At 58.0% G+C, this 25,342-nt stretch carries 24 protein-coding genes and 1 tRNA gene; 12 read left to right on the top strand and 13 right to left on the bottom strand.

Translation table 11 applies throughout. From position 1 onward, the window contains the following. Nucleotides 1-54: 54 nt before the first annotated feature. The 11 genes from J3D54_RS03115 to J3D54_RS03065 form a co-directional block, all read right to left on the bottom strand. Entirely contained in the window at nt 55-1,284 is a 1,230-nt protein-coding gene (locus tag J3D54_RS03115; protein ID WP_253416656.1) for a hypothetical protein, read from the bottom strand. A gap of 190 nt (nt 1,285-1,474) precedes the next feature. Then, a complete protein-coding gene (locus J3D54_RS03110; protein ID WP_253416655.1) occupies nt 1,475-1,660 on the bottom strand; it encodes a hypothetical protein in 186 nt (61 codons plus the stop codon). A 65-nt stretch (nt 1,661-1,725) separates the two neighbouring features. After that, nucleotides 1,726-2,568: a chromosome segregation protein SMC gene (locus J3D54_RS03105; RefSeq protein ID WP_253416654.1), complete on the bottom strand. Its 843-nt coding sequence runs from the start codon at nt 2,566-2,568 to the stop codon at nt 1,726-1,728. Nucleotides 2,569-2,660: 92 nt separating this feature from the next. Next, the gene (locus tag J3D54_RS03100; RefSeq protein WP_253416653.1) at nt 2,661-5,552 is read right to left on the bottom strand and encodes a DUF927 domain-containing protein; all 2,892 of its coding nucleotides are present in this window, start codon (nt 5,550-5,552) and stop codon (nt 2,661-2,663) included. Further along, nucleotides 5,549-5,833 carry a DUF3077 domain-containing protein gene (locus J3D54_RS03095; protein WP_253416652.1) on the bottom strand — a complete coding sequence of 95 codons (285 nt, stop codon included), beginning with the start codon at nt 5,831-5,833 and terminating at the stop codon, nt 5,549-5,551. The genes J3D54_RS03100 and J3D54_RS03095 overlap by 4 nt, the downstream gene beginning before the upstream one ends. Further along, on the bottom strand, nt 5,830-6,111 hold the full coding sequence (locus J3D54_RS03090) for a hypothetical protein (RefSeq protein WP_253416651.1): 282 nt from the start codon (nt 6,109-6,111) through the stop codon (nt 5,830-5,832). Before J3D54_RS03090 ends, J3D54_RS03095 begins: the two co-directional genes overlap by 4 nt. A gap of 531 nt (nt 6,112-6,642) precedes the next feature. After that, nucleotides 6,643-6,948, bottom strand: a complete 306-nt coding sequence (locus J3D54_RS03085) for a hypothetical protein (RefSeq protein WP_172791592.1) — start codon at nt 6,946-6,948, stop codon at nt 6,643-6,645. After that, nucleotides 6,945-7,199 carry an AlpA family transcriptional regulator gene (locus J3D54_RS03080; protein ID WP_172791591.1) on the bottom strand — a complete coding sequence of 85 codons (255 nt, stop codon included), beginning with the start codon at nt 7,197-7,199 and terminating at the stop codon, nt 6,945-6,947. Before J3D54_RS03080 ends, J3D54_RS03085 begins: the two co-directional genes overlap by 4 nt. Nucleotides 7,200-7,281: 82 nt before the next feature. Then, nucleotides 7,282-8,220 (bottom strand): hypothetical protein, encoded by a 939-nt coding sequence (locus J3D54_RS03075; RefSeq protein ID WP_253416650.1) that lies wholly within the window; start codon nt 8,218-8,220, stop codon nt 7,282-7,284. 245 nt (nt 8,221-8,465) lie between these two features. Next, nucleotides 8,466-9,707: a tyrosine-type recombinase/integrase gene (locus J3D54_RS03070; protein WP_253416649.1), complete on the bottom strand. Its 1,242-nt coding sequence runs from the start codon at nt 9,705-9,707 to the stop codon at nt 8,466-8,468. 165 nt (nt 9,708-9,872) lie between these two features. Then, nucleotides 9,873-9,957 (bottom strand) — tRNA-Leu (locus J3D54_RS03065). A 107-nt stretch (nt 9,958-10,064) separates the two neighbouring features. Here J3D54_RS03065 and queA point away from each other — a divergent pair. From queA to J3D54_RS03005, 12 genes are all read left to right on the top strand, one after another. Continuing rightward, nucleotides 10,065-11,114, top strand: coding sequence for a tRNA preQ1(34) S-adenosylmethionine ribosyltransferase-isomerase QueA (queA, locus tag J3D54_RS03060; RefSeq protein WP_090180447.1), 1,050 nt, complete (start codon nt 10,065-10,067; stop codon nt 11,112-11,114). A 14-nt stretch (nt 11,115-11,128) separates the two neighbouring features. Continuing rightward, the gene (tgt, locus tag J3D54_RS03055) at nt 11,129-12,244 is read left to right on the top strand and encodes a tRNA guanosine(34) transglycosylase Tgt (protein WP_253426479.1); all 1,116 of its coding nucleotides are present in this window, start codon (nt 11,129-11,131) and stop codon (nt 12,242-12,244) included. A gap of 43 nt (nt 12,245-12,287) precedes the next feature. After that, nucleotides 12,288-12,623 (top strand): preprotein translocase subunit YajC, encoded by a 336-nt coding sequence (gene yajC, locus J3D54_RS03050; protein ID WP_008014002.1) that lies wholly within the window; start codon nt 12,288-12,290, stop codon nt 12,621-12,623. Between the two features lie 63 nt (nt 12,624-12,686). Further along, entirely contained in the window at nt 12,687-14,555 is a 1,869-nt protein-coding gene (secD, locus tag J3D54_RS03045; RefSeq protein WP_253416648.1) for a protein translocase subunit SecD, read from the top strand. A 9-nt stretch (nt 14,556-14,564) separates the two neighbouring features. Then, nucleotides 14,565-15,479 carry a protein translocase subunit SecF gene (gene secF / locus J3D54_RS03040; protein ID WP_253416647.1) on the top strand — a complete coding sequence of 305 codons (915 nt, stop codon included), beginning with the start codon at nt 14,565-14,567 and terminating at the stop codon, nt 15,477-15,479. Nucleotides 15,480-15,599: 120 nt separating this feature from the next. After that, nucleotides 15,600-16,148, top strand: a complete 549-nt coding sequence (locus J3D54_RS03035) for a glycine zipper 2TM domain-containing protein (protein WP_253416646.1) — start codon at nt 15,600-15,602, stop codon at nt 16,146-16,148. A 138-nt stretch (nt 16,149-16,286) separates the two neighbouring features. Next, a complete protein-coding gene (gene xerD / locus J3D54_RS03030) occupies nt 16,287-17,183 on the top strand; it encodes a site-specific tyrosine recombinase XerD (protein ID WP_253416645.1) in 897 nt (298 codons plus the stop codon). Nucleotides 17,184-17,419: 236 nt separating this feature from the next. After that, nucleotides 17,420-18,151, top strand: coding sequence for a DsbC family protein (locus tag J3D54_RS03025; RefSeq protein WP_253416644.1), 732 nt, complete (start codon nt 17,420-17,422; stop codon nt 18,149-18,151). A gap of 134 nt (nt 18,152-18,285) precedes the next feature. Beyond that, nucleotides 18,286-19,590: a homoserine dehydrogenase gene (locus J3D54_RS03020; RefSeq protein ID WP_018926703.1), complete on the top strand. Its 1,305-nt coding sequence runs from the start codon at nt 18,286-18,288 to the stop codon at nt 19,588-19,590. 66 nt (nt 19,591-19,656) lie between these two features. After that, complete coding sequence (gene thrC, locus J3D54_RS03015) at nt 19,657-21,066, top strand: threonine synthase (RefSeq protein ID WP_253416643.1); 1,410 nt, start codon at nt 19,657-19,659, stop codon at nt 21,064-21,066. Between the two features lie 133 nt (nt 21,067-21,199). Next, entirely contained in the window at nt 21,200-22,555 is a 1,356-nt protein-coding gene (locus tag J3D54_RS03010) for a transporter substrate-binding domain-containing protein (RefSeq protein ID WP_253416642.1), read from the top strand. Between the two features lie 159 nt (nt 22,556-22,714). Next, complete coding sequence (locus tag J3D54_RS03005) at nt 22,715-23,002, top strand: DUF3509 domain-containing protein (RefSeq protein ID WP_253416641.1); 288 nt, start codon at nt 22,715-22,717, stop codon at nt 23,000-23,002. Nucleotides 23,003-23,173: 171 nt separating this feature from the next. Here J3D54_RS03005 and J3D54_RS03000 read toward each other — a convergent pair whose 3' ends face one another. Next, complete coding sequence (locus tag J3D54_RS03000) at nt 23,174-24,100, bottom strand: TIGR02285 family protein (protein WP_253416640.1); 927 nt, start codon at nt 24,098-24,100, stop codon at nt 23,174-23,176. Then, entirely contained in the window at nt 24,081-25,280 is a 1,200-nt protein-coding gene (locus tag J3D54_RS02995) for a CaiB/BaiF CoA-transferase family protein (RefSeq protein ID WP_253416639.1), read from the bottom strand. Before J3D54_RS02995 ends, J3D54_RS03000 begins: the two co-directional genes overlap by 20 nt. Nucleotides 25,281-25,342 lie beyond the last annotated feature (62 nt).

Raw genomic sequence — 25,342 nt, 5'->3', positions numbered from 1 at the left:
TGTCTGAAAATAGATCCGCCCTTCTTTTTTTAGGCCCAATAAATAAAATTGAACTTATCGAATCGCAATATCTCTCCGGTACTGACGCCCGTCGAACTTGAAGACGTCATGCGAACTAATCTTACCGTTAAAATCGCAAATCGTTGCATAGCCGTTTTCGACTGTGTCCAACATCTGTAGGTCTTTGGGGCCGTTATCCCCCGAGCGTGTCACCTCAATGTCATAATAGCCGTTGGGCCGCTCAACAACTCGCAGCTCGCTGCTCCATCCACGGTCATCAGGTGCACATTGCCCGACGATCAACTCGAGTACTAACTTGAAGGTATCGCCCATTTTAATGTGCAAGGATTGGCGCATATTGAACCACCCTTGATTTCCACCACCGTCTTTCATAAATACGCCGAAAGTCTCATGGGAAATTGGGAGTATCTGTATCTCCGGTGGATTGCCCCAGCTCCCACCCCAGAAGACCCCAATTCCCTCGGCGATTAAATTCCAGCCCTCATCAGACTTTTCGAATTCGAAAAAACTCATATGTGGGGAGCAGGCGTGGTATTCGGCATCGAGCTCCTTTGAACTGTAGGCCAAAACAATGCGCTCTCGATCTGGAAGGTGGAGGTAGTACTCATTTTCAAAGTAGTGGGCGACAGGCTGCTGAGGTTCAGGAATCAGCACTGACCAATCAGCATTTTCAAGGGCTCTTTCTGCCAGTTGTTGTGCTGCCGAAAGATTCCACCTGCCCTCAATGTCAGCTTTTGCTGTCGGTGAGGTAAGTGTACCTATCCGGTTTACGAGTTGTTCCAGTAGCGCAACTGATTCTGTACGCGCTGCATTGCTTAATTCCGTTTCGGTGAACGCCCGCTTGTTCACCATGTCGTTCGCACGAAGTTCGGCAAGGCGTTTCCACGCCTCCAGAATCTCCACTGGATACGGTGAGTCGTCTGCGTCAACGAGCCTAGAATGCGTCTGGCACATCCAGATGCCATTATCAGGATGCTTGCGCTGCTCCGGGGATTGATCGGGATCGTAACGAGGCCCCCCAGGAGCAGCCGCTTTGATGTGGCAAGCGACACCGACGCTGAATGCTCCATCTCTCTTGGATTTCGAGCCATGAGTGTGCACATGACAGTCAGGTTTTGAGCAAACGTTCCCTGCCATATCACGCAGCAGGCGAACTGTCTTAGGCGAAAAATCATCGCGACTTGAGCGCATAGTTTTTTTATCGGTCCTAGCTTTGGGACTTTTGTTTGTCGTCGCTTTGACGTTCAGATACTCATTACTCATCTGCCGCATATGCCTGTCAAATTGGAGATGATGCAAGGAAATAAGATTTTTTGCGATTCAGTTCTCGAATCCAAGCTTGAGGTGAGTTGATCCGGGTTTCCTAGATACTCCCGAATGACTACTTTTGGCCGGAAGCTGCCTGCCGAATTTGAATGCAACGGAAGTTTTCGCGAGCTTCCGCTTATCCGAATCACCGTTTTTTCAGCTTATGCTCAATGAGCCCCATTTCCGCCTTGATCGCGGTAATGGTGAGCTTTTGCATCGCTGTGCTTTTTCCGATTTTGGTATCCACGATTTTGAGTAGGGTGGTCAGGTGGGCTTTTCTCGCATTAAGCGCTTCTGAAGTAGTCGAGGTGTTTTGTGCCGCTGCGTTCATGGCATCGATCCTTGGAGTGATTTAAACAGCCCGCGAAAGCAGGCTGTTTCAGGGTAAATCGACGGTTACATCGCGAGCAGGTCCTGCAGGCGATGCCGGCTGCTACGGTCTGCGAGCTCACCCCATTTCCAACTACCAAAATTCTCACCTAGTTGGGGAATATCGAGCTTAAAGAGTGATACCGGATCCCGGTTGATCATGCGGGAAGCAGCATAGAGCTTGCCGCCTACCTCAAGTAGCTCATGGGCCGCTTCATTCCACTGTTCTTCCAAAACGTCATGAGCGAGGTGTAAGGCCTTTTTCTCTATCTTTTGTTGCTCTTCCTGAGCCTCGGTGATGTGTCGGTCAACAGTCACCAGCTCCTGCTCCAGGGCGGTGATGATTAGGTGCTGACGACGATGTTGTTCGGTCGCGGCGGTGAGGTTTTTTGCCGCTTTCTGTGCGTCACTGCTGGCAGATTTCTCACCCTCTACATCGCCCCATGCCACTGCCTGTGCGTAAGCGGTGGCCGCGAGGGTCTCCGCTTGGCGCGCACTGGCTATTTCCTCCTGCGCTTGCTGACGCACTTCCTCCAAACGTGTGCTGAGGCTCTGTCGTTTTGTATTGAGTTCGGTCTCGTCCGCAGCCCAGTTCGCCATGTCAGCGATGTAGTCCGCCATGAGGGTGTCGCAGTTGGCAAGGTTCTCACGGCGGTGAATCTTCGGGTTCAGCCGGTAGAGTTCCATATCCAATGAATCAATCTTTCTTTTTCGCTCGTTGTACTGCTCACGCACTTCACGTTCCTGGCCCTGCTCAATCGTTTCGGGGTTCTCCAGCGCCGTTTCATAGGGAATCAGGGCGGCTCGAAGGCTCTCCATCTCACTGGTCAGTTGGTCGCGTCGGTCTTTCATTTCTTGAATTTCGTTCATTTGACTGGTCTCTGTGTGATTCGATAGTGGAATGGTTGAGCGGCTGGCGAGGCCGGAATGAGCCGGCGCTACCTCAGTCAGTAGGCTGGCCGTCAGGCGGCCTGAGCCTCGCCCTCATCTGTTCCCGGAATCGTCTTCACCACGTAGCAGCGCTGTGTGCCCATGCCGGGTAAGCGGACGGAGCAGGAGGCTTTGCCGTTGGGGCCGGGCTCTAGGACACCTCGGCGAATTAGCTCCTTGTTCACGGCATTGAGGTTCATGCCCTTGAACACTTCAGAGCGCCACGCCTCGGGCAACACGTAGTAGGTATTGGTGGTGTGCAAGGCATCACCTAGGCCGTGCTCCAACGTCTTGCGAAAGCCCAATCGGTCGATGGTGCGCGGACCGTGCTCATCGATCTTCGCAGCGGCTGACTCCCAGCGGGTGAAGCGGCTTTCACCGAAGCGCTCGATCACCTGGCGCAAGCGCGCCAAGATCGCGTCCCCTTCGAGGTTCCCGGCGCCGCCGCGCTCATTCATCCAGGCACTTAGGCACACCCGAGCGGCGGTAGTGGCGGTGCCGTCAGGCCAGCCAGTGATCCCCATCGCGGTGGCCAGCTCGCCGGCTGCTGCTGCCAGACCAAACCGGGCCGCCGCACGGTACGCTTGACCGCTGGCCGAGGCGGGCAGTGCCTTGGTAATAAAACCCTCCAAGGTATGGCGCAGGATCGCCGACCAGCCATGCAGCTTGCCGGGCTCACAGAGGGCCGACAGGAAGGCGGTGAGTGGTGTGCCGTAGTATTTGGCTACCCGTGCCTTGAGCGCGTCGGAGAGGGCGGCGGCGTCATCAAAACCGTTCAGTACGTCGAACATGCCGAGGCCTTTGCTGGCATCCGCTGGCACGGCGAGCATCCGTACTTCCATGCCGGCTTTGAGCTCCTTGTTCGCATCCGCCATGTGTTGCGCCAAGGTCTTCTCGCCAGTTGAGAGAAACAGCAAGCGCCACTCCTGCACCTGTCGGCCTGCTTGTCCTCGATCATTGGCCCGGGCTTTGCCGGTGCCGTTGCCGAGCATGTACACCGTTTCGCCAATGATGCGCGGGTCGCACATGCCGATTTCATCCAACACCAAAAGCCCGTCCGAATGCGCGGCGGCGATGGATTCCAAGGCGTTATCCGTCGAGCGCCAGGAGCGCACCAAACGCGGCCCACCGTAGATCGAGGCGGCTACTTGTAGATGGGTGGTCTTGCCGCCCGAGCTGTCACCGTAGAGGTGAAAGCCACCCGATTCATGACCAAGCAGGTGCAGCAGTGGACCGGCGAACGCCACGCTGGCCACAAACGCCAAGCGGTGATTACCGATGCACAAGGCGCCGATCTGTTGTTGCCATTGCTCCAGGGTGCCGGCTTCGCTGATGGGGGGAAGCTGCGCGCCGGCCTCATAGAAATGCAGGTGCTCGACGTGCGAGCCGACCTGTTGTTCGGGCAGCAAGAAGGCACTGTCATGCCAACCCAAACGGGTGACAAGTCGTGCGCGCTGGGCGCTGTCGAAGCCGCCGAGATAACTCTGCAGGTCATTGCGCGCATTGCGGCCGGAGCGACTGCCGGCCAGTCGCAGGCCCATGTCCACCAGTGGGCCGAGCACGTCCTTGCCGAAGTCGCCGGTCATGGTTCGTGCCGGGATGTTCCAGCGCTTTTTCGCCCCGTCGGGATCGTCGAATTCGACTAACAATCCCCAATTGTGACCTTGTGCATCACGGGTGCGCGCCAGGATCTCCAGTGGTGAACACACCGGCCGCGCCTCGCCATCGTCACCGGAATAGAACACGCCTTCCGGCGTGAGGCGAAAGCCACCGGGCAGCAGATCGTTTTTGGGTTTCGCGACACGCTTGGTTGTTGGTTTGGCTTTGATTTCCAATGGTTCGGCCGGTGCTTTCTCCGGCTTAACACCGAACAATTCGCCGCTGTGTTCCAGCTCGGCTATGTGGGCCGCCGTCCAGCCTTTTGCTTGGGCATCGGCCGCGTCGTCACCGTCGTCCCATCGGCCTCCCTTGGCAAACGTCGGTTGGTCATTCTTGAGCGTGGGTTTGAGATTGAAGGCGTCCAGGGCGATCACGCGCACTGACGCGGCACCGATCTGTTGCAGTTGTTTGGCGATTGCGTCCATGCAGCTTTTGCCACTGGCGTCGTTGTCTGGCCACAGCATCACTGACCGACCTTTGAGCGGTGTCAGATCGGCTTTGTGCCAGGAGTTTGAGCCGTTCGGCCAGCACGTGGCCACGTAGCCGGGCAGCAACTCCGCCGCAGCGTCGGCGGCCTTTTCGCCTTCGCACAGAATGACCGGAGCTTTTGCGCGTTGCGCCAGTTCGTCCAGGCGTAGCAGTGACCGCGGCTCCGGCAAGCCTTGCCAACGCCATTGCCGCGTTTGACTGTCGGACCGCTGGCACCAGGTCAACGGTGCAAACACCTTGCGCGGTTTGCCGTCTTCATCGGGGTCCAAGTCGAAGCGATAGAGCGCCATGACCGGTTGGCCCTGAGCGTCGCGATATATCCAGACTTTGGACGGTGTGCCGTGTTGCCGATGTGTGGCCGGGCACTTGTTCATGGCCTCGGCCGGGATCGGCTGAATGGCAATCCATTCCGGTGTTTTGTTTTTGCTGGGGCTTGGCTTCGTTTGAGCCGTCCCGGCAGTCACGTGCAGTAGATCTGCAAGCTTATTGCAGGCTTCGACGTCGGTGCTGCCATCCAGATAGCGCACCAGATCGATCAGGTCGCCACCTTTGTCATCGGTGGCAAAATCCGCCCAAGTGCCTTTGCTCAAGTTGACCTTGAGGGAACCTGCGCGCTTGTCGGTGCGAGTTGGATTGGGAGCGGTGTATTCCTTGCCGCCGTCGACGCGCTTGCCGTTGGGCAGCCAGTGAGCAAGCACGCGATCAACGTTCTGCAATGCAACAGCTTTGACTTGAGCGAACGTGGGGCGACGGACGTTGGAAGTAGAGGTGGTCATACGCCATCGCCTTGGGCCAATTGCAACCCGCTGGTAACGTCATCGATGATCGCCTTGGCCATCTCACTCAAATAATGTGAAGCCCAGACCATTGAGGCGTTGTCATTCTCCATACCGCTCAGGAAGGTGAGTTTGTTCACGCAATCCATGAGTAGGGAAGCTTGCTCAAGCGCTTCTTCGCACGAGATGCCGGCATTGATCCGGAACAATGGCTGGTTCTGAGTGTTGCACTTGGCAAAGGTGGCGCCGCCGACGGTATTGATCAATAGGGAAGGATTCATTGCGCGCCTCCGCCTATGGCTTGCCGGGTGGAGTTGTCGGCATGAACGGCGAGGGTGCGGATCAATCCCAAGGTGCCACGAACGTCCCACAAGGCAGCCGCGATGACATGGTTGGCTAAACGGGGGCCGTCACAGTCAAACTGATCTTCAAGCAGCAACAGCACAGAGTTGGCCCGTTCCACAGCACAGGTAAGGGCATCAATCGGAACACCGGCTTCGGCGTCGTTGTGGACGCAAAGCAAGTCCTCGGGCAGGGCGAAGCTCAGTGCGGAACTCATTGGGCACCGCCTGCGGCTTCGAGAGCGCGGGCTTTGGCCATATGAGAATTGAAACGGGCGAGACGGGTAGCGAGACTGGAGTTGGCGTGTAAAGCGGCGAGAGCCATTGCACGATGGGCAGCGGCGCGAATTTTGGACGGATTGAGGGTGTGCATGGGGTGAAGCTCCTGTATGTGAGGAGCTGCCACGGTTCGCCGTCAAACGAATTGGGGTGGCAGCTGTGCGCAGGTTGACGGACCGGGCATACAGGACCCCGGCAGACCCGAAGATCTCCCACGCACAGCTGCCATAAAACGGGAATGCGGGCACAAAAAAAGCGCCTGCAATCGATATGGGGGCGCCTGTGCGCCTGTATGTACTCGGGCCGTCAAACCCGGTCGCTGATTTTGCAGCGACGGTCAGAGAGTAACGTCCGTTTTTCGAAAGTGCAACCGTGCGTATAACTTGCGAAATTTTCAGGTGCGGCATAAATTGTTCTGGCATGTAGATTTACCTCAACGCCTCCGGATCGCTCCCGGGGGCGTTTTCATTTCAGGCATGAACTTCCCAGCGCAGGGAAAGCAGGGGCAGGAAGTCACCATCGATCATGGCGCGAGCATCTTCGTAGGCGGCTGCTTGCTGGCCTTCGTCGACAGTCACTGCATTGAATTTTTCGGTGTGGAAGGTAATGGCGCACCAGGTGCCGTCAGGCCAACTGAGCACACCAACGACGCGACTTTGTTTTTCCTGCCGGCTGCGATAACGCTCAAGGCGTTGCATGTAACGCGGCGAAAAACCGACTTGGCGCAGAATTGAGAAGGGTTGCAACACTGCCGTAGTGATAGGTCTTTTTCTCATGCTGCCACCCGATCACGTGCAGCGATGCGCGCGCGAGTCCATGCTTGAATCTCTCCGAGCACCCACGCGACTGGCGCACTTCGGGCGTTGCTGTTACTTAGCTTCACTGGGAGTGGAAATCCACTCTCAGGTTGGCGCATGAGCTTGTAGATGGTCGGGCGGGCAAGCCCAACGATTGATACCACCTCTGGCATACGGATGAGAGTCGTGGCGGGGTCGTGTGAAGCAAGGTGTTTTATTGCGGTAGTCATAGCGATCCAAACCTGCGTTTATTGAGACGACAGGCCATACGCTACGGAGAGGGAGGGGAACGGACTGTGTCCGTTCCCTTTTTTATTTGAGTGGTCGAAGACCTAGCGCGGTCAAATGATCGCGGATGGTTTTCTTGGTGCCGTGAACGGCCTGGTCGAACAGCAGGTTGGTTAGCTCTGCATCTGTCAGGTTTCGTTTCTCGATTCGCCGGCCTGCAATAATTTGCTCTGCGGCTGCCTTTATGTTTGAGCGCCTATCCATCGTTTCTATTTGCGTTTTAGAGCCTGCCTCTTGATTACCTTTGCCAGCCTCTTGCCCGCGTTTAGATGCCTTCGCTGAGAAGGCTTCGTCAAGTAGTCGAAGCATCAGACTCGATGTGTTGAAGCCATTTTTGGATACATCGATGCTCTCAACCTGGCGATAGAGGCTTGCCATCAACAATGTCTGATTAGCCTCACCTTTCAAGACTGCAAACTGCTCTCTCGCTTCTATTTCAAAGCCGGCGCGGCGATCTCGTTCTTTATCGATAAGAGCCGCGTACTGGCGGGGTGAGTCCTTTCTTAGCCTCTCTATCAGATCCGCATCTATATCGTAGGTAGCGACCTCGAGCTCGAAGAGCCAATTTGCAAGTATTTCCACAGCTTGTACGCCGAGTACCAGGGCAAAAGCTGCAGCGAGTTGTGAATCTGTAGCTGGATGATCGACCCCGAGAAAGCCTCGAATGACGTTAGGCAGTGAAGCTGCTTCCGCAGAGCTTGCACGTTCACCGATGGTATCCCGGAGTCGAAACAAGGTTCTTGTGACTGATTCTGCACTGGTCGCGTAAGAGCCATCCTCAAGCCAGAACGAAGTTGCCACGCCGATGAGGTCGAAAGCTTCTCGGAAATGCTCGTGGAAATGGGGAAACAACGCTAACTCACGCACTGCTAGTTCGGCGTCATCCATGTCCCAAATCAGACACTTCACGTCGGTCCCTGCGATTTCTAGCTCTTCAGGTTCAATACCTAGCTCGATATCCATTTAGGCCGCCCCTCGCCCCGATACAGGCGCGCTGTTCCAGCGTCGTGGATTGGATAAAGCCGCTGCCGACAGGAAGGACTCGGGGATATTTCTGTTACACGACTTCGTGTCGTTACACTTGAGGCAATCGAGGTGAAAACAACGTGTAACCGATAAATAATTCATTATTATCAATGAGTTGGATGGCTGCGTTACACCTGTAACACGCGTTACACCGATTTTTGAGGGGAGGCGATTACGTGCGCTCATACCGCCTTCCCAAACTGTCCCTGCACCACATTACCGGCTGCCATTTGCTCAAGGTGGTCGGCATACCACTGCATCATCACTACACGCTGCTCTAGGTACTGAGCCTTGTTATATACCCCTGAAATACCTTCCTCTTTGTGGGCAAGCTGCGCCTCAACGTGTTCTTTAGGCCAGCCATGTTCTCGAAGCAATGTGCTCGCTGTGTGGCGAGTCCCGTGTCCAACGAGACGACCTTTGTAGCCTATGGTGGCGAAGACCTTGTTGATTGTGTTTTCACTGATGGTCGGATTTTTTGCTCCCACTCCTGGGAAGAGCCAGCGGCTGCGACCGGTTAAGCAATACAGCTCTTTCAGTGCCGCGACGGCTTGGTGGGGAAGGGGGCATACAAAATCCCGGCGCATCTTCATCTTGGCAGCAGGTGTAGTCCAAATGGATTTTTCAAGGTCGAATTCTTTCCATTCAGCCAATCGAACCATGCCGGGTCGTGATGCTGTCCAGACACAAAGCCATGCAGCAGTGCGGGCTGTCAGTCTGCTCGGTGTGTTTCTGAGCGCTTGGAGGAATTCAGCCAGCTCAGGCTCCAGCAAATGTGGATGCTGCTGAGTCTTAGGAGCTTGTGCAGCAATGTCACGCAGGCGGCTGCCTGGATCGTTTTCGGTGAGCCCTAGGCCGATGGCTCGGCCGAAGATCTGATTGATCCACGTGCGGCACTTTTCCGCCACGTTGTGTGCGTTTCGAGCCTCGAGGGATGCCTGGAGTTCTGCGCAGTCGGTACGGGTGATTTCGTCGAGGGGCTTATCTCCCAATGCTGGGAGGATGTCTTTGTCGAGGTAAGTGCGGATTTTGTTAAGAGTGGAGGGAGCGAGGCCCTTTTCTTCTTTGGCCTTGAGCCAAGCTTCAGCAGCAGCTCGGAAGGTCCGAGTCCTGGCAGCGTCAATGGCAGCTTTGGCGGAGCGTTTCTGTTCGAGAGGATCGGCGCCGCTGCTAACTACCTTGCGTAGTTCAGCAGCTTTGTCCCGTGCCAATGCACCGCTTACTTCCGGGTAACCCCCGAGCCCCATCCAGGCCCAATTGCCCGCCGGACGTTTGTAGCGGAGCTGCCAGGATTTCCCACCATCAGGTTTGACCCTGAAGTAGAGGCCATTTCCGTCCCGCTCCCTGTATTCCTTTGATTCTGGCTCCAGCCCCGTAAGCGTCGTGTCCGCTAGAGGGCGGCGCTTGATATCTGCGCGCTTCATCCTTGTATCCCAAAGTTCGGCATTTTTCTCAGGATACAAGCAGGGATACAGGGATACAACGGATAAGGGGATACAGAGGTAGATGGCCAGACACAAAAAAACCGGCTCAAGTGGCCGGTTTCTCTGGGTCTGAGAGTCTGGTAGAGACTTTCAGATACTGCTATATGGTGCCCCGAGGGAGACTCGAACTCCCACTCCTTTCGAAAACGGATTTTGAATCCGCCGCGTCTACCAATTCCGCCATCAGGGCTCAATGGCGGCGAAGTATAGAGATGAGATTACCGTCGGTCAATCAGGTACATAGAGAATTTTCACTATTTCGGCTAGACTTCCGGCCCCTGCTAGACGAACCCCATCATGCGCGTTGCTGACTTTACTTTCGAACTCCCTGATTCGCTGATTGCTCGCCACCCTTTGGCCGAGCGTCGCAACAGTCGCCTGTTGACCCTTGATGGGGTCAGCGGCGCCCTGGCACACCGTCAATTCACTGATTTGCTCGAGCATTTGCGCCCGGGCGATTTGATGGTGTTCAACAATACCCGGGTGATTCCGGCGCGACTGTTTGGCCAGAAGGCTTCCGGCGGCAAGCTGGAAATCCTGGTGGAGCGGGTGCTCGACAGTCATCGCGTGCTGGCCCATGTGCGGTCCAGCAAGTCGCCCAAGCCAGGTTCGAAGATCCTGATCGATGGCGGTGGCGAGGCCGAGATGCTGGCGCGTCACGATGCGTTGTTCGAGTTGGGGTTCGCCGAAGAGGTGTTGCCGCTGCTGGATCGTGTCGGGCACATGCCGCTGCCACCTTATATAGACCGCCCGGATGAAGGCTCGGACCGCGAGCGTTATCAGACGGTGTACGCCGAGCGCCTGGGCGCGGTGGCGGCGCCGACGGCGGGGCTGCATTTCGATCAGCCGCTGATGGAGGCGATTGCCGCCAAGGGCGTCGAGACGGCGTTCGTGACCTTGCACGTCGGTGCCGGCACGTTCCAGCCGGTGCGCGTCGAGAAGATCGAAGATCACCACATGCACACTGAATGGCTGGAAGTCGGTCAGGACGTGGTCGATGCCGTGGCGGCTTGCCGCGCTCGTGGTGGTCGTGTGGTGGCGGTGGGGACCACCAGCGTGCGTTCCCTGGAAAGCGCCGCGCGTGATGGCGTGCTCAAGCCGTTCAGTGGCGACACCGACATCTTTATCTACCCGGGCCGGCCGTTTCATGTGGTCGACGCCCTGGTCACCAACTTCCATTTGCCCGAATCCACGCTGTTGATGCTGGTTTCGGCGTTCGCCGGTTATCCCGAGACCATGGCCGCCTATAAAGCCGCCGTCGACAACGAATACCGCTTTTTCAGCTACGGTGATGCGATGTTTATCACCCGTAATCCCGCACCACGTGGCCCTGAGGACAAAGAATGAGTCGCCAAAGTCGTATGTCGTTTGAGTTGCTTGCTACTGACGGCAAGGCGCGTCGCGGTCGTTTGACCTTCCCGCGCGGCACCGTCGAGACCCCGGCCTTCATGCCGGTGGGCACGTACGGCACGGTCAAGGGCATGCTGCCGCGGGATATCGTCGCCACCGGCGCGGAAATCATTCTGGGCAACACCTTCCACTTGTGGCTGCGTCCTGGCACCGAAGTGATCAAGAAGCACGGCGACCTGCACGATTTCATGCAGTGGAAAGGCCCGATTCTGACCGACTCCGGCGGTTTCCAGGTGTTCAGCCTGGGCGCCATGCGCAAGATCAAGGAGGAGGGCGTGACCTTCGCCTCTCCTGTGGACGGCGCCAAAGTGTTCATGGGCCCGGAAGAGTCGATGCAGGTCCAGCGTGACCTGGGCTCGGACATCGTGATGATCTTCGACGAATGCACGCCGTACCCAGCCGACGAAGACGTCGCGCGGGTATCGATGGAACTGTCGTTGCGCTGGGCCAAGCGTTCCAAGGAAGCCCATGGCGACAACACGGCGGCGCTGTTCGGCATCGTTCAGGGCGGCATGCACCAGGATCTGCGCATGCGTTCGCTGGAAGGCCTCGACAAGATCGGCTTCGACGGCCTGGCCATCGGTGGTCTGTCGGTGGGCGAGCCCAAGCACGAGATGATCAAGGTGCTCGATTACCTGCCGGGCCAGATGCCGGCTGACAAACCTCGTTACCTTATGGGCGTTGGCAAACCGGAAGATCTGGTTGAGGGTGTGCGCCGCGGTGTGGACATGTTCGATTGCGTGATGCCAACCCGTAATGCCCGCAACGGGCATCTGTTCATTGATACCGGCGTGCTGAAGATCCGTAACGCGTTCCATCGCCATGATGATTCGCCGCTCGATCCGATCTGCGATTGCTACACCTGCCAGAACTTCTCCCGTGCTTATCTGCACCACCTGGACAAGTGCGGCGAAATGCTGGGAAGCATGCTCAATACCATCCATAACTTGCGTCATTATCAAGTGCTTATGGCTGGTTTGCGCGAGGCTATTCAACAGGGTACATTGGCCGCCTTTGTCGATGCCTTCTACGCCAAACGCGGGTTACCCGTTCCGCCTTTGGACTGAGTTTTCTGACCCCAAGATTCAACATTTGCAACTGGAGTGCTAAATGAGCTTTTTTATCTCTAATGCCATGGCTGACGCTGCTGCACCTGCGGCAGGCCCGATGGGCGGCGGCTTTGAGTGGATTTTCCTGGTCGGTTTCCTGGTCATCTTCTACCTGATGATCTGGCGTCCACAGGCCAAGCGCGCCAAAGAGCAGAAGAACCTGCTGGGCAGCCTGCAAAAAGGTGACGAAGTTGTGACCACCGGTGGTATCGCCGGCAAGATCACCAAAGTGTCCGACGACTTCGTGGTTCTGGAAGTGTCCGACACTGTTGAAATGAAGTTCCAGAAAGGCGCCATCGCCGCCACGCTGCCAAAAGGCACGCTCAAAGCGATCTAAGTTTCAACTTCTACTCAATCGACGGGGCGCGCAAGGCGCCCCGCGTCATAAGCGGGCGGCGTGATGCTGAACAAATACCCTCTGTGGAAATACATTCTGATCCTGGCAGTGCTGGCGATCGGTCTGATTTATTCCGCTCCCAATCTATATCCTGACGACCCGGCCATTCAGGTCAGCGGTGCAAGCACTGCGCTGCAAGTCAATCAGGCTGATCTGGACCGTGTGAGCACCGCGCTCAAGGAGTCCGGGATCAACGTCAAGGCGGCCACGCTGGCGGCAAACGGCAAGGGCGGTCTGATTCGCCTGGCCAAGGCTGAAGACCAGTTGCCAGCCAAAGACGTCGTGCGCAAGGCATTGGGCGATGACTACGTCGTTGCACTGAACCTGGCGCAAACCACCCCGCAATGGCTGCGCAGCCTGGGCGCGCACCCGATGAAGCTGGGTCTGGACTTGTCCGGTGGTGTGCACTTCCTGCTGGAAGTGGACATGGACAAAGCCCTCGACGCACGCCTGAAAGTCTACGAAGGCGATGTGAAGAGCCTGTTGCGTAAAGAGAAACTGCGCTATCGCAGCCTGCCGCAACTGGGCGGTGCCATTCAGTTGGGCTTCTCTGATGAAGATTCCCGCGAGCAGGCCCGTGCACTGATCCGCAAGAACTTCAACGATTTCGACATTGTTCCGGCCGACCTCAATGGCCAACCGGTACTGCGTCTGGCGATGACCCCGGCCAAGCTGGCGGAAATCCGCGAATACTCCATCAAGCAGAACTTGACCACGGTACGTAACCGCGTCAACGAGCTGGGTGTTGCCGAACCTATCGTTCAGCGCCAGGGCGCCAACCGCATCGTGGTTGAGCTGCCGGGCGTGCAAGACACCGCAGAAGCCAAGCGTATCCTCGGCAAGACGGCCAACCTGGAGTTCCGTCTGGCGGCTGAGCCTGGCGCTTCGAAAGCCACTTCCGAGGAATTCGAGTTCCGTGAAGGCAAGCGTCCTCCGGCTCTGATCGAGCGTGGCCTGATCATCACCGGTGACCAGGTGACTGACGCCAAGGCGGGCTTCGGCGAGCACGGTACGCCAGAAGTGAACATCCGTCTGGATGGCCACGGTGGCGAGCTGATGAGTCGTGCGACTCGCAGCAACGTCGGCCGCAGCATGGCGGTAATCTTCATCGAACAGCGTCCGGTCACCACTTACGTCAAGCAAGTGGTCAACGGCGTCGAGAAAGACGTGCCGGTTCAGACCTTCAAGGAAGAGAAGAAGATCATCAGCCTGGCGACCATCCAGTCGCCGCTGGGTGCCCAGTTCCGCATCACTGGCCTGAACGGCCAGGGCGAATCGTCCGAACTGGCGCTGTTGCTGCGTGCCGGTGGTCTGGCGGCGCCGATGTACTTCGCTGAAGAGCGCACCATTGGCCCGAGCCTGGGTGCCGACAACATCACCAAAGGTATCGATGCATCGTTGTGGGGCATGCTGTTTGTCTCACTGTTCATCATGGCCATCTACCGCTTCTTCGGCCTCATCGCCACCGTCGCGCTGGCGGTGAACATGGTGATGCTGCTGGCCTTGATGTCGCTGCTGGGTGCAACGCTGACCCTGCCGGGTATCGCCGGTATCGTATTGACCATGGGCATGGCGGTCGACGCCAACGTACTGATCTTCTCGCGGATACGTGAAGAGATCGCGGCTGGCATGACCGTACAACGGGCAATCAACGAAGGCTTCGGCCGGGCATTCACCGCGATTCTCGACGCCAACCTGACAACCTTGTTGGTGGGCGGGATTCTCTTTGCCATGGGCACCGGCCCGGTCAAGGGTTTCGCCGTGACCATGTCCCTCGGGATCTTTACCTCGATGTTCACGGCCATCATGGTGACCCGCGCGATGGTCAACCTGATCTTCGGCGGTCGTGACTTCAAGAAGTTGTGGATTTAAGGGGCTGCCATGTTACGTACAATCAACTTCATGGGCGTTCGCAACTTTGCGTTCGGCGTCACATTGTTCCTTACCGCGCTGGCAATGTTCAGTGTCTTTCATAAGGGCATGAACTGGGGCCTGGACTTCACCGGCGGTACGCTCATCGAGCTGACCTACGAGCGTCCGGCCGATGTCACCAAGGTGCGTGAGCAACTGGCTACAGCCGGTTATCACGAAGCCATCGTGCAGAACTTCGGTGCAACTACCGATCTTCTGGTACGCATGCCAGGCGAAGACCCGCAACTGGGTCACCAGGTGGCTGAAGCGCTGCAGAAAGTCGGCGGCGACAACCCGGCTCAGGTCAAGCGTGTCGAGTTCGTCGGCCCGCAGGTCGGTGAAGAACTGCGCGATCAGGGCGGCCTCGGCATGCTGATGGCGCTGGGCGGCATCCTGATCTACCTGGCTTTCCGCTTTCAGTGGAAGTTTGCGGTCGGCGCGATCGTATCGTTGATCCACGACGTGATCGTGACCGTGGGTATCCTGTCGTTTTTCCAGATCACCTTCGACCTGACGGTACTGGCGGCGGTGCTGGCGATCATCGGTTACTCGCTCAACGACACCATCGTGGTATTCGACCGGGTTCGTGAGAACTTCCGCGTCCTGCGCAAGGCCAGCCTGATCGAGAACATCAACATCTCGACCACGCAAACCCTGCTGCGGACCATGGCAACGTCGATCTCCACCTTGCTGGCGATCGCGGCCCTGTTGTTCTTCGGTGGCGACAACCTGTTCGGTTTCTCCATTGCCCTGTTCATCGGTGTTCTGGCGGGTACTTACTCCTCGATCTACATCGCGAACGTGGTGCTGATCTGGTTGAACCTGAACAGCGAAGACCTGATTCCTGCGGCGACGAGCGAGAAGGAAGTCGACGACCGTCCATAACGGTTATCGTTTTCCCGCTGAAAGCCGAGAAGGCGCGAGTGTTGAACTCGCGCCTTTTTTTATGCTCCAAGGCTGGGAGAAGCGCGGGTTGGTCCCGCCAGTGATAGCCAGGAGGTTCATGTGAACAAGTCGTTGCTGGTTGGTGCGGTATTGGGTGCCGTCGGTGTGACTGCCGGTGGTGCTGTTGCCACCTACAAACTGGTTAAAAGCGGCCCTGAGTATGCGCAAGTGCTGGCCGTTGAACCGGTCAAGACACAAATCAAGACTCCACGTGAAGTGTGCAAGGACGTTACGGTGACCCGGCAAGCGCCGGTGAAAGATCAACACCAGATCGCCGGTACGGTGGTCGGCGCGCTGGCTGGTGGCCTGTTGGGCAACCAGATCGGCGGCGGCACAGGCAAGAAAATCGCCACGGTGGCCGGTGCGGTCGGCGGCGGTTATGCGGGCAACAAGGTGCAGGAAGGCATGCAGGAGCGTGACACCTACACCACGACTCAGACTCGCTGTAACACGGTCAATGACATCAGCGACAAGGTTGTAGGCTACGACGTTCGTTATTCGCTGGACGGTAAGGAAGGCAAGGTGCGGATGGATCGCGATCCGGGCAATCAGATTCCGGTCGACAAGGATGGCAGGCTGATCCTGGGGCAGAACGAACCGGCCCGGTAATGAGCTGAGCGTCTCACTCAAAAAAGAAGCATCCCGCAAGGGATGCTTTTTTTGTGCCCGAATTTTATGTGTCACCCTCAACGTGTTATGAAAGACTCTTCATTTTTGCGGCCTTTTGCCCGCCAGTTCTGAGCCCCCATGCCTGCCATCGATCATCCCCTGATAGACCAGTTCCTCGACGCCCTGTGGCTGGAGAAAGGCCTTTCCGATAATACCCGCGATGCCTATCGCAGCGACCTGGCCTTGTTCAACGGCTGGTTGCAGGAGAAGGGCCTGGAGCTGATCAATGCCGGGCGCGAGTTGATCCTCGATCACTTGGCCTGGCGCCTGGAGCAAAACTACAAGCCCCGTTCTACGGCGCGTTTTCTTTCCGGCGTGCGTGGTTTCTATCGCTATCTGCTGCGGGAAAAGCTGATCGTGGTCGATCCAACCCTGCGTGTCGATATGCCGCAACTGGGTAGGCCATTGCCTAAATCCTTGTCGGAAGCCGATGTGGAAGCCTTGCTGGCCGCACCGGATCTGAGCGAAGCCATCGGTCAGCGTGATCGCGCCATGCTTGAGGTGCTTTACGCCTGCGGCTTGCGGGTGACGGAGCTGATCAGCCTGACGCTGGAACAGGTCAACCTGCGCCAAGGCGTGCTGCGGGTGATGGGCAAGGGCAGCAAGGAACGGCTGGTGCCGATGGGCGAGGAGGCGATTGTCTGGGTCGAGCGCTACATGCGCGATGCCCGTGGCGAGCTGCTAAACGGGCGTCCCAGCGATGTGCTGTTCCCCAGCCAGCGCGGTGAGCAGATGACCCGCCAGACCTTCTGGCATCGCATCAAACACCAGGCCAAAGTCGCCGGGATCGGCAAGTCGCTGTCGCCGCATACCTTGCGTCATGCCTTTGCCACGCACCTGCTCAACCACGGCGCTGACTTGCGGGTGGTGCAAATGTTGCTCGGCCACAGCGATCTCTCCACCACCCAGATCTATACTCACGTCGCCCGGGCGCGCTTGCAGGATCTGCATGCCAAGCATCACCCCAGAGGCTAGCGCAAACCCTGTGGCGAGGGAGCTTGCTCCCGTTGGGTTTCGAAGCAGCCCCTCTTTGGCGATCCCTATCCGACATATGGACCGATGACGACTGCTGCGCAGCCGAACGGGGCAAGCCCCCTCGCCACAGGGGCCTTATGTGGTAGGCTTTGCCGGTTTGCACGATGGGCGGTTATGACCCGGTGTTTCGGCACGGGTGTTCTGATCGTCCCATTTGTCCGCCTTCAGGAGTTCTCATGCGTCTGACCCAGATTTTCGCCGCCGCCGCCATTGCGTTGGTCAGCACCCTTGCCGTCGCCGATGACGCGGCCGACAAAGCCATTCGTAAAAGCCTGGAAAACCTCCAGCTCGACGTGCCGGTCGAAACCATCACTGCCAGCCCGCTGCCAGGCCTGTACGAAGTCAAGCTCAAGGGCAGCCGCGTGCTTTACGCCAGCGCCGACGGTCAATACGTCGTTCAGGGCTACCTGTTTCAGCTCAAGGACGGCAAACCGGTCAACCTGACCGAAAAGACCGAGCGCCTGGGCATAGCCAAACTGATCAATGACATTCCAGTGGCGGAAACCGTGGTCTACCCGGCCATCGGCGAAACCAAGTCGCACATCACCGTCTTCACCGACACCACGTGCCCGTATTGCCACAAGCTGCACGCCGAAGTGCCTGAGCTGAACAAGCGCGGCATCGAAGTGCGTTATGTAGCGTTCCCGCGCCAGGGCCTGGGCTCGCCGGGTGACGAGCAACTGCAAGCCGTGTGGTGCTCGAAAGACAAGAAAGCGGCCATGGACAAAATGGTCGATGGCAAGGAAATCAAGGCCGCCAAGTGCGATAACCCGGTGTCCAAGCAGTTTGCCCTCGGTCAGTCGATTGGCGTGAACGGTACACCGGCCATCGTTTTGGCTGACGGTCAGGTCATTCCGGGCTACCAGCCTGCGCCACAAGTCGCCAAACTGGCACTGGGCGCGAAGTAAATTCGCATCGTCACGGCCAGCCTTTGACGAGCGTGGTCCGGCGGCAACATTTGTCGGGCCATCAATAGAGAGCCGCGAACCTGCGGTTGTTTTCACGGCCGGCCTTGAGTCGGCCGTTTTATGGGGAGTTCACAGTGAAACCGGTCAAAGTAGGCATCTGTGGGTTAGGGACCGTCGGTGGCGGTACCTTCAACGTACTTCAGCGCAACGCCGAGGAAATTGCTCGTCGTGCCGGGCGTGGAATCGAAGTGGCACAAATTGCCATGCGCACGCCAAAGCCTCAGTTCCAGACGACCGGTATTGCGATTACCAACGATGTCTTCGAAGTGGCCACGAACCCTGAGATCGACATCGTCATAGAGCTGATGGGCGGCTATACCGTTGCCCGCGAGCTGGTACTCAAGGCCATCGAGAATGGCAAGCATGTGGTCACCGCGAACAAGGCACTGATTGCCGTTCACGGTAATGAAATTTTCGCCAAGGCTCGCGAGAAGGGCGTGATCGTTGCGTTCGAAGCGGCCGTGGCCGGCGGCATTCCGGTGATCAAGGCGATCCGTGAAGGCCTGTCCGCCAACCGTATCAACTGGGTGGCCGGCATCATCAACGGCACCGGTAACTTCATCCTTACCGAAATGCGTGAAAAAGGCCGGACCTTCGAAGACGTGCTGGCCGAAGCGCAAGCCCTGGGTTACGCCGAAGCCGACCCGACGTTCGACGTCGAAGGCATCGACGCCGCCCATAAGCTGACGATCCTGGCGTCCATCGCGTTCGGCATCCCGCTGCAATTCGACAAGGCCTACACCGAAGGCATCACCAAGCTGACCACCGCTGACGTGAACTACGCCGAAGCGTTGGGCTATCGCATCAAGCACCTGGGCGTGGCGCGCAGCACCGCGGCCGGTATCGAGTTGCGCGTGCACCCGACGCTGATCCCGGCCGATCGCCTGATCGCCAACGTCAACGGCGTGATGAACGCGGTGATGGTCAACGGTGATGCTGCCGGTTCGACCCTGTTCTACGGTGCTGGCGCTGGCATGGAACCGACCGCTTCGTCGGTGATCGCCGATCTGGTGGACGTGGTTCGCGCCATGACCTCCGACCCGGAAAACCGTGTACCGCATCTGGCCTTCCAGCCGGATTCGCTGTCGGCGCATCCGATCCTGCCGATCGAAGCCTGCGAAAGCGCTTACTACCTGCGTATTCAAGCCAAGGACCATCCAGGCGTGTTGGCTCAGGTGGCGAGCATCCTGTCGGAGCGCGGCATCAACATCGAATCGATCATGCAGAAGGAAGTCGAGGAACACGACGGCCTGGTGCCGATGATCCTGCTGACCCACCGTGTGCTGGAGCAGCACATCAACGATGCGATCGCTGCCCTGGAAGCCTTGGCGGGCGTGGTCGGTCCGGTTGTGCGGATCCGCGTCGAGCACCTGAACTAAGCCGTTATCGTTCACCGGGCCCGCATGCGGGTCCGGGTTTGCGAACACTGTCTATTGGAGCCAGTCATGCGTTATATCAGTACCCGCGGCCAGGCACCGGCCCTGAATTTCGAAGACGTCCTGCTGGCCGGTCTTGCCACCGACGGCGGTCTGTACGTCCCGGAAAACCTGCCACGTTTCACCCAGGAAGAAATCGCTTCCTGGGCCGGCCTGCCGTATCACGAACTGGCCTTCCGGGTGATGCGCCCATTCGTCTCCGGCAGCATCCCGGATGCCGATTTCAAAAAGATTCTTGAAGAAACCTATGGCGTGTTTTCCCACAGCGCTGTAGCCCCGTTGCGTCAACTGAACGGTAACGAATGGGTGCTGGAGCTGTTCCACGGCCCGACCCTGGCGTTCAAGGACTTCGCCCTGCAACTGCTCGGTCGCTTGCTCGACTACGTGCTGGAAAAACGCGGCGAGCGCGTAGTGATCGTCGGTGCTACTTCCGGCGACACCGGTTCGGCGGCCATCGAAGGCTGCAAGCACTGCGAAAACGTCGACATCTTCATCCTGCACCCACACAACCGCGTGTCCGAAGTGCAGCGTCGCCAGATGACCACCATCTTCGGCGAGAACATCCACAACATCGCCATCGAAGGCAACTTCGATGACTGCCAGGAAATGGTCAAGGCGAGCTTCGCCGACCAGAGCTTCCTCAAGGGCACTCGCCTGGTAGCGGTGAACTCGATCAACTGGGCGCGGATCATGGCCCAGATCGTTTACTACTTCCACGCAGCCCTGCAACTGGGCGGCCCGGCGCGTTCGGTATCGTTCTCGGTGCCGACCGGCAACTTCGGCGATATCTTCGCCGGTTACCTGGCGCGCAACATGGGCCTGCCGATCAATCAGTTGATCGTCGCCACCAACCGCAACGACATCCTGCACCGCTTCATGAGCGGCAATCAGTACGTCAAGGAAACCCTGCACGCCACGCTGTCGCCGTCCATGGACATCATGGTCTCGTCGAACTTCGAACGCCTGCTGTTCGACCTGCACGGTCGCAACGGCGCGGCGATTGCCGGTTTGATGGACACCTTCAAGCAGGGTGGCGGTTTCAGCGTCGAACAGGAACGCTGGACCGAGGCACGCAAGCTGTTCGATTCGCTGGCGGTGGATGATGCCCAAACCTGCGAAACCATTGCCGAAGTCTTCGAGCAAACCGGCGAGCTGCTGGACCCGCACACCGCCATCGGTGTGAAGGCCGCGCGCGAATGCCGTCGCAGCCTGGATATCCCGATGGTGATCCTGGGCACGGCTCATCCGGTCAAATTCCCGGACGCGGTGGAAAAAGCCGGTGTAGGAAAAGCGCTCGAACTACCTGCACATCTTTCTGATTTGTTTGAGCGAGATGAACGTTGCACCGTGTTGCCGAACGACCTGAAAGCCGTGCAGGCCTTTGTCAGTCAGCATGGCAACCGCGGCAAGCCACTGTAACCGGTAAAAGCTGTCACATTTTGAAGCCCGTCTCCTGACGGGCTTTCTCATTTCTGCATGCCACACTTGCCGGGTTTCGTAAATGAAGAGCCGCCCATGAAGGACGGGCGAGACGATTACCAAGGAAGTGGCAATGCTGTTTTTTAGAGGGTTTAAACCAGCCGCGTGCTGGATATTTTTGGTCGGCGCCATGAGCGTTACCCAATGGGGGCTGGCGGCGCAATTGGCGACTTATGAACCCCGGGGGGCGGTCGCCGACGCCGCGATCGGGCTAGACGCTCAGGAGCTGCAATGGATTGCGGAACATCCGACGGTCATCGTTGCGTCGGCGCAGTACCCGTTGTATCTGTTCAAGGATGAGCACGGACACTGGAGCGGTTTGAATAACGATGTGCTCAACCGCATCAGCGCCATGACAGGGTTGAAGTTCCTCCATAAAGAGACGTTTTCCACCGATCAGTTGCTGGAGCAGCTGGAAAACGGCGCGGCAGACATGAGCACCACATTGGCAATGAGTGAGGAGCGCAAGGAGTTTCTGGATTTCAGTCATGCGTTCGGTGGTGCGGGCTGGGTGTTCGTCGGGTTGGCGGGGGCGCCAGCGGTGCAATCCATGCAGCAGCTGTCGAAAAGAGTATTGGTGCTGCCGGCCCGGCATGCGCTGGAGGCGAGCATTCGTCGCGACTATCCGGCCATCGAGCTGCGTTCGGTCAAAACCTACGCCGAGGCCAGGGCGTTGGTTGAAAGCGGCGAAGCCTACGCCACCATCGAGAACGAAACCGGGGCACAGCTCTATCCGTCCGGACAGCTCAAGGTGGGCGATACGGTGGAGGGTAAATGGGAGGCCGATCATCTGGCGGTACGCAAAGGCCAGCCGCAATTGTTGAGCATCCTCAACAAGGCGCTCGAAGCGTTTCCGCCTGCCGAGTTACGCGCCATTCGCTTGAAGTGGCTCGATGGGATTGTTCCTGTACAGACGCCTTCGACCTGGCAACGAATAAACGAATGGGGCTGTTGGGGCGTTTTTTTCGCCAGTGTTTTTGCGCTGCTATCCCTGTTGTGGAACCGGCGACTAGCGATGCTGATCCAGCAACGTCGGGACGCCGAAAAAAACCTTAATGACCAGCTCGCCTTCCAGCACGCCTTGATAGACGCCATGCCCGATCCGATGTTCGTGCGTGATCTGGAAGGGCGATTGATCATGTGCAACAAAAGTTACGAGGAGAATTTGTCGACTCGTTTCGACCAGGTTCAGGGGCGCCAACTGATCGAACTCGATGTCTTGCCCAAAGAAACCGCCGAGCAACTGCACGCCGAGTTCATGGCCCAGCTCGGTACGCGCAAGACCCGCTTCAGCGAACGTCAGTTGATGTTCAAGGACGGTGTCAGGGACATTTATCAGTGGACGGTGCCGTTTTACAGCGCGGACGGTCAATTGCGAGGGCTGCTGGGCGGATGGACCGATCTGGCCAAGCGGACAAGGCAGGCGTGAAGCTGTTTTTTTGCTGTCATCTTTACCGGGCATGCTTTATCCACCAGAGGCGCCGGTGCGCCTGCCGTTGGAATTCAGAACTTTCTACTCGGGTCTGGGGTCATTTACTGTGGATACGCCCCAGGCACTTTGTTTGCGGACTATTGAGTGGTGATCGAGATGGAAAGTATCAGTCTATTGCTCGGTGAGGCTCTGAGCCCCTACCAGGTCACATTGACCCCATCGGGTGCCCATGGCGAATGCCTGGTGACGCTCAAGAGTGCGACCGGCGCTATCGTGGTCGAGCGGTTGTTCAATCAGGCCCAGTTAACCGACAAACGCCTGCTGACGGATGTCGTCGACGGCTTGCACCGCGACGTGCTGATCGCTGAGGGACGCCTGGAGCCCTGTGTCATCGCGGCGTTGCGCAATGCTGCTCAGGACAAGCGCCTGGCCAACCGAAATTGAAGTGTTTTTTGTGGGAACCTTCCTGCACCAAGGTTAGTCAGACCATGTAACAGCAGGATAAAGCATTGTGCTCCGGTGCTCGTAGCTTGCTGCTACTGGTCTGTAATACAGGCCACGTTTAACCCCGAGTTGTCTCCCCACTTCTCGGGGTTTCTTTTTGCCTGCGATTTGTCATTGCCTGACCTGATGCTCGAAAAAGGCCCAGGTTTCTTCCAGGTAATCCTTGCGTCTTTGCGGGTCGAGCCAGTCGGCATACAGCGGGTCCAGATGCTCGCGGGGCAGGGCGCGCAGTAGTCGGTTGATCTCACTGATCGCCTGTCGACCCTGGGGGGTATTCGAGCAACCGATGTACACGGGCATGTATTTGCCCGTGCCTTTGATCGGATAGAACTCCAGCTGTTCATCGGCCAGGTTTGCCTGATGAGCCTGATAGCGGATTTCCGGCCAGTAACCCAATACCACCTGCAAACGACCCAGGCGCTGCATCTGCAACAGGCTGCCAAGGGCGTCATTACCATAGTGGGGCGTCAGCGCGCCGGCCGGTGCCTGTTGCAGCAGCGTGTCGAGGAACTGACCGTAACGGCGCTCGGCAATTACACCGACTTTCTGTCGACCGCTGGCCAACAGTGCCGCCAGATCGACTTCACCGTTGGAAAGAAACGGCTCCAGCACCGGCCGGTCTTCACGTCGGATCACCAACCCATTGCTGACCACTCGGAAGGCCGGAATGGAAAACGCGATCCATTGTTCGCGTTCCTGGCTCCAGACCAGCGAGGGGTCGCAGGTAAAAGTTTCTTTGTGAAGCATCTGCATGCCGCGGGCGCGATTGACCCGCATCAGGGTGTGTTCGTACTGCGGCATATCGGCGATCAGTAGGGGCATCAATTGGTCGATAACGCCCTGACCCTTTTGCGGACCTTCGAAGATTGTCAGTGGCGGCAGGTCGCGCAGCAGCCAAAGCAAATGCTCCTTAGGTTGCGCCAGTGCCGGGGATATCAGGCCCGACAATAGCCCGAGCGCCGCCAGCACGCGCCCGATGCCGGCGTAACCGAGGACGGATGAAAGCAGGCGATTCAGCTTAGATGGCCCCGTCTTCACGCAGCCGTGCGATCTGTGCCGGGTCGTAACCCAGATCGTGGAGGACCTGCGCATTATGTTCACCCAACTGCGGCCCGACCCATTCCGAGGTGCCGGGTGTCTCGGAAAGCTTCGGTACGATGCCGGGCATCTTGAAGTCCTTGCCGTCGGGCAGCTTGGCTTGTAGGAACATTTCCCGGGCCAGGTACTGCGGATCGCTGAACATGTCTTCGGCGCTGAAGATCCGGCTGGCGGGAACGTCGGCCTGGTTCAATTGCTCGATCACCGCGTCCAGCGGCAGTGAGTTGACCCAGCGATCGATCACCCCGTAAATCTCGTCGCGACGGCTGTCACGCCCATCATTACTGGCCAGCGCTGGGTCGTTGGCCAGGTCCTCGCGCCCGATGACCAGCATGAAGCGCTTGAAGATCGCATCGCCGTTGGCGCCGATCTGTACGTGTTTACCGTCGGCGCTGGTGTGGATGGAGGAGGGTGTGATGCCCGGCATGATGTTGCCGGTGCGTTCGCGGATGAAGCCGAACACGTCGAACTCCGGGACCATGCTTTCCATCATGGCGAAGATCGCTTCATACAGCGCCACGTCCACCACTTGGCCCAAGCCTCCGTTGACCTCGCGATGACGCAAGGCCATCAGTGCACCGATCACGCCCCAGAGCGCGGCAATCGAATCGCCGATGGATATTCCGGTGCGCACTGGCGGTCGGTCCTCGAACCCGGTGATGTAGCGCAGGCCGCCCATGGATTCACCGACCGCGCCGAAGCCCGGCTGATCTTTCATCGGCCCGGTCTGGCCAAAGCCCGAGAGCCGCACCATCACCAGTTTCGGGTTCAGTGCGTGCAACACTTCCCAGCCCAGGCCGAGTTTTTCCAGCACGCCGGGACGAAAATTCTCGATCAGGATGTCCGCTTCACTGAGCAGCTGTTTCAGGATCGCCAGGCCATCGGGGTGTTTCAGGTTCAGGGTCAGGGATTTCTTGTTGCGCGCCTGAACGAACCACCACAGCGAGGTGCCTTCGTACAATTTGCGCCATTTGCGCAACGGATCACCGCCGTCCGGTGACTCGATCTTGATCACTTCGGCGCCGAATTCGCCGCAAATACGCGAGGCAAACGGCCCGGCAATCAACGTACCCAATTCGATGACTTTCAGACCCGAGAGCGGTTTATTGGAGAACGGCATGCGAAATCCTGTAGGACAAAGGCTGAGCGAAAGCAGAGTTTTATCATAGGCCGACATCCATC

Source organism: Pseudomonas sp. GGS8 (assembly GCF_024168645.1).
Classification (GTDB): domain Bacteria; phylum Pseudomonadota; class Gammaproteobacteria; order Pseudomonadales; family Pseudomonadaceae; genus Aquipseudomonas.
Note: the sequence above shows the minus strand (reverse complement) of the source record. Positions and strands in the feature narration are given on the sequence as shown.